Origin of the sequence: Sabulibacter ruber (genome assembly GCF_017355955.1) — a bacterium.
Classification (GTDB): domain Bacteria; phylum Bacteroidota; class Bacteroidia; order Cytophagales; family Hymenobacteraceae; genus Nibribacter; species Nibribacter ruber_A.
The window spans coordinates 410,436-423,273 of sequence record NZ_JAFFID010000001.1; the positions used below are offsets into that span (position 1 = coordinate 410,436).

10 protein-coding genes are annotated in these 12,838 nt (G+C 49.9%); 2 read left to right on the forward strand and 8 right to left on the reverse strand.

The genetic code is table 11. The features are described 5' to 3' along the window. Window positions 1-147: 147 nt before the first annotated feature. Window positions 148-1,200 carry a DNA polymerase III subunit delta gene (gene holA / locus JT719_RS01750; protein ID WP_207430470.1) on the reverse strand — a complete coding sequence of 351 codons (1,053 nt, stop codon included), beginning with the start codon at window positions 1,198-1,200 and terminating at the stop codon, window positions 148-150. 257 nt (window positions 1,201-1,457) lie between these two features. Here holA and tyrS point away from each other — a divergent pair, with 257 nt between their 5' ends. Next, window positions 1,458-2,762: a tyrosine--tRNA ligase gene (gene tyrS, locus JT719_RS01755; protein WP_207430472.1), complete on the forward strand. Its 1,305-nt coding sequence runs from the start codon at window positions 1,458-1,460 to the stop codon at window positions 2,760-2,762. 164 nt (window positions 2,763-2,926) lie between these two features. On the opposite strand, the gene JT719_RS01760 is transcribed toward tyrS, so the two are convergent. Together JT719_RS01760 and JT719_RS01765 are read right to left on the reverse strand one after the other, a co-directional pair. Continuing rightward, on the reverse strand, window positions 2,927-3,115 hold the full coding sequence (locus tag JT719_RS01760) for a histone H1 (protein WP_205500684.1): 189 nt from the start codon (window positions 3,113-3,115) through the stop codon (window positions 2,927-2,929). Between the two features lie 111 nt (window positions 3,116-3,226). Beyond that, the gene (locus JT719_RS01765; RefSeq protein WP_207430474.1) at window positions 3,227-4,465 is read right to left on the reverse strand and encodes an aminotransferase class I/II-fold pyridoxal phosphate-dependent enzyme; all 1,239 of its coding nucleotides are present in this window, start codon (window positions 4,463-4,465) and stop codon (window positions 3,227-3,229) included. Window positions 4,466-4,668: 203 nt separating this feature from the next. Here JT719_RS01765 and accC point away from each other — a divergent pair, with 203 nt between their 5' ends. Then, on the forward strand, window positions 4,669-6,180 hold the full coding sequence (accC, locus tag JT719_RS01770) for an acetyl-CoA carboxylase biotin carboxylase subunit (protein ID WP_207430475.1): 1,512 nt from the start codon (window positions 4,669-4,671) through the stop codon (window positions 6,178-6,180). A gap of 197 nt (window positions 6,181-6,377) precedes the next feature. Here the strand turns inward: accC and bshB1 are convergent, their stop codons facing one another. The 5 genes from bshB1 to pnp form a co-directional block, all read right to left on the reverse strand. Continuing rightward, the gene (gene bshB1 / locus JT719_RS01775; protein WP_207430476.1) at window positions 6,378-7,106 is read right to left on the reverse strand and encodes a bacillithiol biosynthesis deacetylase BshB1; all 729 of its coding nucleotides are present in this window, start codon (window positions 7,104-7,106) and stop codon (window positions 6,378-6,380) included. A gap of 9 nt (window positions 7,107-7,115) precedes the next feature. Then, the gene (locus JT719_RS01780) at window positions 7,116-8,036 is read right to left on the reverse strand and encodes a peptidoglycan DD-metalloendopeptidase family protein (protein WP_341350731.1); all 921 of its coding nucleotides are present in this window, start codon (window positions 8,034-8,036) and stop codon (window positions 7,116-7,118) included. A gap of 234 nt (window positions 8,037-8,270) precedes the next feature. Further along, window positions 8,271-9,218, reverse strand: a complete 948-nt coding sequence (trxB, locus tag JT719_RS01785) for a thioredoxin-disulfide reductase (protein WP_207430478.1) — start codon at window positions 9,216-9,218, stop codon at window positions 8,271-8,273. Between the two features lie 357 nt (window positions 9,219-9,575). Next, complete coding sequence (locus JT719_RS01790; protein ID WP_048920485.1) at window positions 9,576-10,439, reverse strand: sigma-70 family RNA polymerase sigma factor; 864 nt, start codon at window positions 10,437-10,439, stop codon at window positions 9,576-9,578. A 199-nt stretch (window positions 10,440-10,638) separates the two neighbouring features. Further along, window positions 10,639-12,789 carry a polyribonucleotide nucleotidyltransferase gene (gene pnp, locus JT719_RS01795; RefSeq protein ID WP_207430479.1) on the reverse strand — a complete coding sequence of 717 codons (2,151 nt, stop codon included), beginning with the start codon at window positions 12,787-12,789 and terminating at the stop codon, window positions 10,639-10,641. Between the last annotated feature and the right edge of the window lie 49 nt (window positions 12,790-12,838).

The following is a 12,838-nucleotide window of genomic DNA, read 5'->3' on the forward strand; positions in this document are numbered from 1 at the left end:
TTAGAAAAATTTGCGGGTTGGCAGAGCTTAATTTTTTAAGCGGGACCTCCTAGAACCCAACGAATATATAGTGATTTTAGCATTTAAGGCTGCTACAAAAATTCCTGTTTTGCGGCTGGTTTCAGTAAAGCAGCCCCAAAACAACTATTAGTTGAGCACCGGAATTGGATGCAAGATCTTAAACACCAATTCCTTCAGAATGGCCGAATCGCTCAGGGCCCCGCCTTCAATACCTTTGCTTTGTAAATCGGCTTTGTGAAGGAAGGTGATGATCTGCAGCACCCGCCGGTACGGATACACCCGCAGGGCCTGCATGTACTCTTTAGCCAGAAATCCGCGGTTGCCTAGCTCCTTTGCCACTGTCTGCTCGGTAATCTGGGGCAGCAGGTGTAAGGTCATCAGCTTAGAGAAAAAAGAGAACAGCAACACCAGGTTAGGGATGAGCGGATTGTCTTTGGGGTTGGACTCAAAGTAATTCAGGATGCGGTTGGCCTTCAGCACATCTTGCCGCACTAGGGCGTTCTGCAGTTCAAAAATGTTATATTCTTTGCTGATGCCGATGTTCTCCTGCACCAGTCCTTCATCTATGGTCTGGCCCGGCTTCAGGTTGATGGACAGCTTCTCAATCTCATTGGCCAACCGGGACAGATCTGACCCGATGAACTCCGCCAGCATCATGACGGCCTGTGGAGTGGCCAGCAGGTTCTTGCTCTTAATAAATTGGGTGATCCAGGCGGGCACCTGGTTGTCATAGAGCTTCTTGGTAGTCAGGAATACCGCCTGCTTGCTCAACAGTTTCCCAAGGCGCTTACGGCCATCTACGGTTTTATGCTTGTGGCAGAACACCAGAATGGTAGAAGGCAGCGGGTTAGTCAGGTACGCTTCCAACTGCTTGGCGGCGGGGTCTTTCTCCGGATCGGCTTCCAGGTTGGGGAGGTTCTGCGCTTCCTTCACAATCACCACCTGTTTGTCAGACATCATGGGGAACCGCTTGGCCTGCAGCAGCACGGTAGGCACATCGGTGTCTTTGCCGTACATCACTACCTGGTTGAAGCCTTTCTCCATGTCATTGAGGGCGTGCGCTTCAATGTAATCTGAGATGAGATCTATGTAGTACGGTTCATCGCCCTGCAGGAAATACACCGGGGCGAATTCACGGTTCTTGAGTTGCTTCAGGATGTCTTCTGCGGTAAGCGCCATGGGAAGATCTGGGATGGGAGGTTACTTCTATTGTTTCCCAAAGTTACCACACACGGGAAAGGAATGCACCATTCCCTTCCACAAAATCTGACCTTTCTGTTTTAGGGCAGTTTTGACATAAACAGGGTGAAAACAGATTCAGCAGATTGGTTGATTAAAGTTGCTTAATCCTCTTTTCTGCTATCATCTCAGTGAAGACACCCCTGCCATCATTTTAAAAAGTGGTGTATCTTTGGCACACGTAAACTTGAAGCCACATGAATTTAATTGAAGAACTGCGTTGGCGCGGCATGTTGCAAGACACCATGCCCGGAACCGAAGAACTACTGAACGCAGGCATGACCACCGCCTATATTGGGTTTGACCCTACCGCCTCTTCCCTTCATATAGGCAACCTGGCCACCATTATGCTGTTGGTGCAGTTACAGCGGGCCGGCCACAAACCCATTGCTCTGGTAGGCGGTGCCACTGGTATGATCGGGGACCCCTCAGGGAAATCAGCGGAGCGTAACCTTTTGTCTGAAGAGGTGCTGCGCGCCAACCAGGAAGGCATCCGGAAACAACTGGAGAAGTTCCTGCAGTTTGACGGCGTAGAAAATGCCGCCGAGATCGTGAACAACTATGATTGGTTCAAGGAGTTCTCTTTCCTGGATTTCCTGCGCAACGTGGGGAAGCACCTTACGGTGAATTACATGATGAAGAAAGAATCGGTGCAGAAGCGCATTACCGCCCAGGAAGGCGAGAACGGTGCCGAAGGTCTTTCTTTCACTGAGTTCTCTTACCAACTCCTGCAAGGCTACGATTACTATCACTTATACAAGCACAAGAACGTACGGCTGCAGATGGGCGGTTCTGACCAGTGGGGCAACATCACCTCCGGAACCGAGCTGATCCGCCGGATAGAAGGCGGCAAAGCCTACGCCCTTACCACTCCGCTGGTGACCAAAGCCGATGGCAGCAAGTTCGGTAAATCAGAGAGCGGGAACGTGTGGCTGGACCCTAACATGACCAGTCCGTACAAATTCTACCAGTTCTGGCTCAACGTTGCCGATGAAGAAGCCGAAAACCTGGTGAAACGCTTTACGCTGCTGTCTCAGGAAGAGATTGCCGCTCTGGTAGCAGAGCACCAGCAAGCTCCTCACCTGCGCGTGTTGCAGAAAGCCCTGGCTAGAGAGGTAACCACCACCGTACATTCCAAGGAAGAATACGAAAGCGCCGTGGAGGCTTCGCAGATCCTCTTCGGGAAAGGCGATCTGGAAACGCTCCGCAACCTACCAGAGCAAACCTTGCTGGCGGTGTTTGAAGGCGTGCCGCAGATTGACGTTTCTAGAGACCAGTTGGCAGACGGAACCCAAGCCGTGGATTTCCTTTCTGAGCTTACCCAAAATCAGATCTTTGATTCTAAAGGAGAAGCAAAAAAAATGATTCAGAACGGTGGCGTGAGCATCAACCGTCAGAAGATTGGCCGCCCCGACGAAGCGCTCACCCAAGACCTTCTGCAGGGCAAATACCTGGTGGTGCAAAAAGGAAAGAAAAACTACTACCTGGTGAAAGCGGTGTAACTCCTGCCCTTCCTAAGTCCTAAAATTATAAACCCTCTGTTTCAAGCCTGATTTTAGAAAATCAAGCTTGAAACAGAGGGTTTTTTCTTTGTATAAAGACGTAAAAAAAGGTGGGGTTTTGGCCCCACCTTTTTCTATAATATCTTATTTCACAGCAACTTATTTTATTTAGCAGCGCTCTCGCTGTTTTTCATGTCCTGAACTTCCTTACGGATATCCTGGGCCATGTTCTTCAGATCCTGCATGCCTTTTCTTACACGAGTACCGGCAGCTGAATTCTTCTTCTCGTAGAATTTCTCGAAGTCACTCTCCAGAGAAAGAACCAGATCCTTAAGTTTGGAAAAATTGTTCATTAGAGCTTGTTTTAATGGTTTAACATTTCGTTTAATGGCTCTAATATAGGAATTATAAAATAAGGTGCAAAAAAATTAGCGTTTGTATTATTTTATTAAGGATGCCTTTTTTTAGACCGCAACCGATGATTTAGTATAAAGTCCTTTATCTAACTTAGAGGAGATAGCCTCAAAAGCAGCGATGGTTTCGGCAACGTCTTCCATGGTGTGAACGGCCGTTGGAATCAGGCGCAGCATAATCACATCTTTAGGTACTACCGGGTACACCACAATAGAGCAGAAGATGCTGTAATTCTCGCGTAAATCCAGGGTAAGTGCCGTAGCATCAGGGATTTGACCGTTCAGCAACACAGGCGTTACCGGCGACTGGGTAGTACCAATGTTGAAGCCTTTCTCGCGCAGACCAGACTGCAGCGCGTTCACCACTTTCCAGAGGTTATCCTTCAGTTCTGGCTTGGTGCGCAGCAATTCAAGGCGTTTCAGGGCACCTACCACCAACGGCATTGGCAGAGATTTGGCATACGTCTGGGAACGCATGTTGTAACGCAGGTATTCAATTACTTGCTCGTTGCTGGCCACAAACGCGCCAATGCTGGCCATAGACTTGGCAAACGTAGAGAAGTAAATGTCAATACCATCCTGCACGCCCAGGTGCTCACCGGTACCGGCACCCGTTGCTCCCATAGTCCCAAAGCCGTGGGCATCGTCAATAAACAACCGGAAGTTGTATTTCTCTTTCAGGGCCACCACTTCTTTCAGCTTGCCCAGGTTACCGCTCATCCCAAATACACCCTCCGTGATCACCAGAATGGCACCACCGGTTTCGTTGGTCAGGCGGGTAGCGCGCTGCAGTTGTTTCTCTAGGCTCTCCATGTCGTTGTGCTGGTACACAAAACGCTTGCCCTGATGCAGACGAACCCCGTCAATGATACAGGCGTGCGACTCGGCATCGTACACAATCACGTCGTGGCGGTCTACCAATGCATCAATGATAGACACTACGCCCTGGTACCCGAAGTTCAGCAGGAAAGCATCTTCTTTCTGCACAAACTCGGCTAACTCTGCTTCCAGGCGCTCGTGGTTATTAGAGTTACCAGACATGATACGCGCACCCATTGGTAAAGCCATCCCGTATTCTGCGGCTGCTTCCGCGTCTACTTTGCGCACTTCAGGGTGATTGGCTAAGCCTAAGTAGTTGTTAAGGCTCCAGGTAAGCACCTGCTTACCCCTGAAAGTCATGCGGGGAGCAATTTCTCCTTCTAATTTAGGGAAAGTAAAATACCCGTGTGCGTAGTGGGAATGGCTGCCAAGCGGTCCGCGGTTGGCTAATAACTTTTCAAATAAATCCACTTTATATTTGGTTAAGGCGGTTAATGAATCGATGGATGTTTACACCTCCAACTTGAATCAATAAATAAGACCTAAAAGGTTGGCAAATTTACATTGATTGTCTTCAAATACAAAGGTAGTGCCAGTTAGATCAAAAAAATGACCTTTTATGTTTGGCCGGAATGCACGTTCTTTGAAAAACGAACCGAACCGTATTCACTTCTATGAAGAAGATTGCCAAGCTACTGGTTGCCAACCGCGGAGAAATTGCCTTACGTGTCATGCGCTCTGCCCGGGAGATGGGCATAAAAACCGTAGCCATTTACTCTGAGGCCGACAGACAGGCCTTGCACGTGCGTTACGCAGATGAGGCCGTTTGTGTTGGCCCTCCGGCTTCCAGTGCCTCTTATTTACGCGCCGATGTCATTTTGGAGGTTTGCCAGCGCCTGGGCGTAGACGCTATTCACCCGGGCTACGGTTTCTTGTCTGAAAACGCCGAATTTGCCCAAAAAGTAAAAGAAGCCGGTATCACCTTTATTGGCCCCTCCCCAGAAGCCATTGAACTGATGGGTAGCAAGCTGGCCGCCAAGGCTGCTGTAGCCCAATATAACATCCCGATGGTTCCCGGCACCGAGTACGCCATCACCGATGTAGAAGCCGCCAAAGAGATAGCCTCTACCGTAGGTTTCCCCATCCTTATCAAAGCCAGTGCCGGCGGGGGCGGAAAAGGAATGCGGGTGGTGCAGCACGTTTCTGAGTTTGAGGAACAGATGCAGCTGGCCGTGAGCGAAGCAACCTCAGCCTTCGGGAACGGGTCTGTTTTTATAGAGAAGTACATCGGCTCGCCCCGTCACATTGAGATACAGGTTTTGGGCGATACCCACGGCAATATCGTGCACTTGTTTGAGCGCGAATGCTCTATTCAGCGCCGACACCAGAAGGTGATAGAAGAAGCACCGTCCTCTGTGCTTACGCCGGAATTACGCGAGGCCATGGGGCGCTGCGCGGTAGATGTGGCCCGGGCCTGCAACTACGTATGCGCCGGAACGGTAGAATTCCTGCTGGACGAGAACCTTAACTTCTACTTCCTGGAAATGAACACCCGTCTGCAGGTGGAGCATCCCGTTACGGAGCAGATCACCGGATTGGACTTGGTGAAAGAGCAAATCAAGATTGCCCAGGGAGCGCCTCTCTCCTTCTCGCAGGAAGACCTCACCATTTCAGGACATGCCTTAGAGCTACGCGTGTACGCAGAAGACCCGGCTAACAACTTCCTCCCGGATATTGGAACTTTGACCACCTACAAGCGTCCGCAAGGTTTGGGGGTGCGGGTAGATGATGGCTTTGAAGAAGGCATGGAGATTCCTATCTACTATGACCCCATGATCGCCAAGCTGGTAACGTTTGGGAAAGACCGGCAGGAAGCCATTGAGAAGATGATCAGGGCGATTGAAGAGTACCAGATTACCGGTATTGAAACCACCCTGCCCTTCGGCAAGTTTGTGATGGAACACGAAGCGTTCCGTTCAGGTAATTTTGACACCAAGTTCATTGAACGCTACTTCCAGGATCCATCGGTTCTGCAGCCAACTCCAACCCAGGACGAAGAAGAAATTGCCGCGGTGTTAGCCGCCATCTTCGCTGGCCAGACTAAGAAAGCCATTGCTCCCACATCAGCAGGCACCAACACTTCCACCTCAGGAATGTCTGACTGGCGTAAAAACAGACTGAAATAGCAGGAACAGTTTGCCCCTGAAATCTTGCAAACAGGCTATAAACGTAAAAATAAAAGCGGGGTCCCTCTGATGAAATAGCCCTGCTTTTTACGTCAGGAAGAATTCATTGCCAAAAAAAGCTGTCCCCCGTTTTATGATTCTTTTGATGAAAGTAGGCCTAAAACGGGGAACAGCTCTTTTATGTAGATCTCTCTACTCTAGATCAAATCAAAAAGATTTTTCACGCCTAGGAACCGCTCTCTGGTAAATCCCTCTCCGTAGGTAACGCCTATGGCGTGGCCTAATTCCAAAGCCCGGGCTTCAATGAAGCGCATGAACTCAGGCGAAGAGATATAAGTAGACGGCTCAGTACTATCGGCACTTGCCGGGGTAAAGAACTGGGTTTTGAAGGCGCTGATTGCTTCTACCTTTTTCTCCCAGTAAGGAGTGATATCTACCACCAGGTCTGGCGTGATCATGCGGTCCTGGATGTAGTGGTACACGGCTTTCGGTCTCCAGGCTTCCTGCTCCTCTCCTTCTGAAGTATAGGTATTAATTCGCCGCAGGCCTGAATAAAAGCAGGACTCTGACACCAGGGCGCTTCCCCTGCCATGGTCTGGGTGACGATCATGGATGGCGTTCATCAGGACAATTTCCGGTTGGTACTTCCGGATAGCCTGGATCACGATGCGCTGGTGTTCCTCGTCGTTTTTGAAGAAACCATCGGCTAAACCCAGATTTTCGCGGGCGTCCAGCCCTAGTATTTTGGCAGAATCTGCTGCTTCCTGAGCGCGGGTTTCTATTGTTCCTCTGGTGCCTAGTTCGCCTCGGGTAAGGTCTACCACGCCAATCTTTTTGCCCAGGGCTTTGTGCGCCATGAGCGTGCCTACGCAGCCTAACTCAGCATCATCTGGATGAGAGGCGAAGGCCAATATATCTAACTTCATTGAAATGTCTTATTTTATACGGAGGCTTCTGCCCACCCTCAGCGTAGTTCTAGGGGTGATCCGGTTCAAGCGGGTGATCTGAGATACTGGAACCCCATACTTTCTGGCAATGGAACCCAACACCTCTCCGCTTCTAACTTTGTGGTACACAACCCTTCTGGCTGCGGAAGCTCCACTAGAACTTTTCCTTTTCGCTCGGTTATAGTAGTTGAAGAGCGCCGAGGTGATTTTGAAGTTTTCTCCCTTCAGCAGATACTCCGGAAAGTCATAAAGCTCCTCCGGGTCAATGGGATTTCCCTCATACCGTACCTCGTAATGCAGGTGTGGTCCTGAGCTGCGGCCGGTGCTGCCGCCCCATCCAATCAACTCTCCGGCTTTCACAAATTGTCCTACTTTGGCAATGGGTTTGCTCAAGTGACCATATAGCGTTTCCAGGCCGTTTACGTGCCGAACAACCAGGTAATTGCCGTAACCGCCACCGTCCCACTTGGAAATACGCACCACTCCGTCAAAGGCGGTTTTCACTGAATCACCAGTATCCAGGTCAAGATCGGTACCATAATGCCACCGATAACCTCTGAACCCGAAATCAGAGGTAACCGGAGTTTTCACCAGAGGCATTTTATACGCATGCTTGTCGTCATATAGCCTCAGGGCAATGGTATCCTGGATCTGCCGACCGTCTTTGCGGTATGGATTGATGTTGCGGGTATCCCAGATGGCATAATAGGCGGCGATTTTCACCCACACACTATCATCCATCTGAATCTGCTCAGACATCTCTACAATGCTCTGTTCGCCCAAATCCAGGGAGCTGGTATCTTCGCTAACAATGGAAAGCTTCTTGACCGGGCTAAACTCAGCGCGGCTGGGCTTGTCGCTGTCTTGGGAGGTCACCTGTTTTACTACAACAGATGTATCAGGCTTCACATGTTTTATCTTTGGAGCCCTCCGCTTGAACAAGTCTCTGTTGGTTCTTCTTTTCTGTGCTTCGGCCAGGTGCCCTGTTAGGGAGAAACTGGCGAGCAAAAGAAAGAAAAGCAGTTTTCTCAAAAACATTTAATCCAATTAATCACCGGAGCCAAAATAGCTTGGGTACGGCTTTAAAACTGAACAAGCCCCTATTTTATTGCTTCAGCAAGTGGATAGTGGCTTGTTCTTCCTTTATTGATAGTCCTCTAGCGAGGCCAGGTATCGTTCAGCGTCCAAAGCTGCCATACACCCGGTTCCCGCTGCTGTCACCGCCTGGCGGTACACGTTGTCCTGCACGTCGCCACAGGCAAACACGCCGTCAACATTGGTTTTGGTAGTGCCCGGAATGGTCTTCAGGTACCCGCTCTCATCGTGCTCCAGGTAAGGCTGGAAAATTTTAGAGTTCGGTTCGTGCCCAATGGCCACAAAGAAACCATTTACCGGTATGTCTTTCACCTCACCTGTCTTAGTGTCTTTGATGCGCACGCCTTGTACCGCGTGGTCTCCCAAGATTTCCTCGGTTACGCTGTTCCAAAGAATCTCAATGTTTGGCGTGTGCTTCACACGGTTCTGCATGATAGTGGAAGCCCGCATCTCATCACGGCGCACAATCATATACACCTTGGAGCAAAGATGGGAAAGGTAATGCGCCTCTTCACAGGCAGTATCACCCGCTCCTACAATGGCTACCTCCTGCCCCCGGTAAAAGAAACCGTCACACACGGCGCAGGCAGAAACCCCGCTTCCGTTCAAACGGGCCTCAGACTCCAGACCTAACCACTTAGCCGAAGCCCCGGTGGCAATAATCACGGTGTCTGCCTCAATCTCTTTCTGCTCATCAATTGTCACGCGGTGCGGCTTGCCCGAGAAATCAACGGAAGTTGCAATTCCGTACCGAATGTCTGCCCCAAAACGCTCGGCCTGCTGACGGAAATCTTCCATCATTTGCGGGCCATTGATGCCTTGAGGATATCCTGGGTAATTTTCAACGTCATTGGTAATGGTCAACTGACCACCTGGCTGTAAGCCCTGGTACATCACCGGTTTAAGACCGGCACGTGAGGCGTAGATAGCGGCGGTATACCCGGCAGGACCGGAACCGATGATCAAACACTTTACGCGCTCCTTTTGATTCTCCATATATGGTATAATTTGGGAGTGCAATATTACGAATAAATTTAAAGACGCTACCAGTTTAGCCTTGCCCCTGCAGTTACATACCCGTTCCCTCAGGGAAACTACTTAGTATGAACCTGGTGGTACAAAGAACTTTAGCACAGGAAGCCTCTTTCTTTGATGGCCTGCGGTAGGCCTTCTAAGTATAACTATCTTTAGACCAGCGGGAGTTCCTTTGGTTTAATTCAAGGAGCACGTTTTTGCCGTATTTTCTAATTTTCTGCTTTAAAACACCATCTAAGCTCTTAGCAGAGAACCTATTAAACAGCAAAAAGCCTTGGCTCCGTAAGAAACCAAGGCTTCTGAAATACTATTTTATCTTTATCCTAAGTACGGCTTCAGGGCCTTGCTGCGGGATGTATGACGTAAACGACGAATCGCTTTTTCTTTGATCTGGCGTACACGCTCGCGAGTCAGGTTGAATTTCTCACCGATCTCTTCCAAGGTCAACGAGTGCTCACCGTTCAAACCGAAGTAAAGGGTGATCACATCGGCCTCACGCTTGGTCAGGGTAGAAAGGGCACGCTGTACTTCTTTACGCAGAGAGTCGTTCATCAGGCCCGTATCCGGAGACTCTTCGTCTTCGTTTTCCAGAACGTCCAATAAACGGTTTTCCTCGCCTTGCACGAACGGAGCATCCACAGACACGTGACGACCAGAGATCTTCAGGGTGTCTACCACCTCGGCAGTAGTCAGTTCAAGTACTTCCGCGATTTCTTCTGGAGAAGGCTCCCGCTCAAACTTCTGCTCCAGTTCAGAGAAAGATTTGGAGATTTTGTTCAAAGAACCTACGCGGTTCAACGGAAGACGCACAATCCTGGACTGCTCGGCCAAAGCCTGCAGAATAGACTGACGGATCCACCATACGGCGTAAGAGATAAATTTGAAACCACGAGTCTCATCAAAACGCTTGGCGGCTTTGATCAAGCCCAGGTTTCCTTCATTAATCAAGTCTCCCAAGGAAAGACCTTGGTTCTGGTATTGCTTTGCAACCGACACCACGAAGCGCAGGTTGGCTTTGGTTAATTTCTCGAGGGCGAACTGGTCGCCTTCTCTGATGCGCTGGGCAAGCGTTACCTCCTCGTCTGGGGTGAGCAAGTCCACCTTCCCAATCTCCTGCAAATACTTGTCAAGGGATTGGCTCTCACGGTTGGTAATCTGCTTGCTTATTTTCAGCTGTCTCATTGGAGTGTATTTCTATCTGTGTAAATCTCTGTATTGGTTGGCTGTAGGGATAACCCCTCGCTGGCTCCAAAAGTTCTCTTAACGCGAAAACACCTGCTAACTCCTTTGTTTTGAGGCTGGTTTTAGGAAATCAGCCCCAAAACCCGGCCAAACACACCTGTATGGCAGGGGTTAGACCGGGTTCAGGAAGGTAATCTGATTAGGCTTTTTTAGGAGCAGATTCTGAACGTTCTGGTTTTGGCAACAGAGCCTTGCGGGAAAGCTTGAATTTGCCGGTTTTAGGATCAATGTCCACCAGCTTCACTTTGATTTCCTCGCCTAGCTCCAATACGCCTTCCATGCTCTCCAGACGCTCCCACTTCACTTCAGAGATGTGCAGCAGACCGTCTTTGCCGGGCATGAATTCCACAAACGCGCCGTATGGCTGGATAGATTTCACTTTACCAACGTAGGTCTCGCCCACTTCTGGTACGGCCACAATGGCTTTGATTTTAGATACGGCCAGTTGCATGGCTTCCTGGTTCGTGGCGAACACGTTCACGTATCCTTTGTCGTTTTTCTCTTCAATTTGGATAACCGCACCAGAATCGCGCTGGATCTGCTGGATCACCTTACCGCCTGGTCCAATGATAGCACCAATGAATTCTTTGTCAATGATGATGTTCTGAGAACGTGGGGTATGCGGTTTGAAGTCTGGGTTAGGCTGCGCGATGGTTTTGTTCATCTCGCCCAGAATGTGCAGACGACCGTTTCTAGCCTGAGCCAAAGCCTGACCCAGGATCTCAAAGGAAAGACCTTTCACTTTGATGTCCATCTGGCAAGCCGTGATTCCTTTGGCCGTACCGGTTACTTTGAAGTCCATATCACCTAGGTGATCTTCGTCACCCAGGATATCAGAAAGAACGGCAAAGTTGCCAGACTCCTCATCCATGATCAGACCCATGGCAATACCAGATACCGGGGCTTTGATCTGGATACCAGCATCCATCAGCGCCAATGTACCGGCACAAACGGTAGCCATAGAGGAAGAACCGTTTGACTCCAGAATGTCAGAAACGACACGGATGGTGTATGGATTCTCGTCTTCCGGGGGCAATACTTTCTTCAGAGAACGCATGGCAAGGTTTCCGTGTCCTACTTCTCTACGACCAGTACCGCGCATTGGCTTGGCCTCACCGGTTGAGAATGGAGGGAAGTTATAGTGCAGCATAAACTTATTGAAGCCAGAGAACATGGCTCCGTCAATCATCTGCTCATCTAATTTTGTACCTAAGGTTACAGTGGTCAAAGACTGGGTCTCACCACGGGTGAAGATAGCCGAACCGTGGGCAGAAGGCAGATAGTTCACTTCTGACCAGATAGGGCGGATTTCATCCAGCGCACGACCGTCCAGACGACGACGCTCTTTCAGAACCGCATCACGTACGGCTTCTTTCTCGGCATCATGGAAGTATTTTCCAATCAGGGTAGCGTCATAGGTATGATCTTCTGGCAATGAAGCCACAAACTCCTCTTTGATGGCTTTAAAGGCTTCTTTGCGCTGCGCTTTCACGTTGTTACCGGCGGCAGCAACCTGATAGGCCTTGTCATACACAGCTTTGAAGATCATTTCCTTCAGTTCAGGATCATTGGTCTCGTGGCTGTAGGTGCGTTTTTCTGTAGCTCCTACTTCCTGGGCTAACTCAATCTGGGCTTGCACCTGGTCTTTGATCGCTACGTGCGCCAAACGGATGGCCTCTAACATGTCTTCTTCAGACACTTCGCTCATCTCGCCTTCCACCATGGCTACGCTATCGGCAGAACCACCTACAATCAGGTCAATGTCAGCGCGGCTCAGGTCAGACAGCAATGGGTTGATCTGGAACTGGCCGTCAATACGAGCTACCCGCACTTCAGAGATCGGGCCGTTGAACGGAATATCGGAAACAGAGATAGCGGCAGAGGCAGCCAAAGCTGCCAGGGCATCAGGAAGAATCTCAGAGTCGGCAGAGATCAGGTTGATGATCACTTGGGTCTCTGCGTGGTAATCGTCTGGGAACATTGGGCGCAGTACGCGGTCAACCAGACGGCTGATCAGGATCTCATAATCTGAAAGGCGGGCTTCTCTTTTCAGGAAACCGCCGGGGATTTTACCGGAAGAAGCGAACTTTTCCTGGTAGTCTACGGAAAGGGGAAGGAAATCTACTCCTTCGCGGGCCTCTTTGTTAGACACCACCGTAGCTAGCAGCATCGCGTTTCCGCACTTCACCACTACTGAACCGTCGGCCTGTTTGGCCAGCTTGCCGGTTTCAATAGTAATATCACGGCCATTGGCCATGCGGATAGTTTTATTTATAGCGTTGTATGACATCGTTCTTGATATAAGATGCAATCAAAGTAAAATGCACCCAAAGGAATAA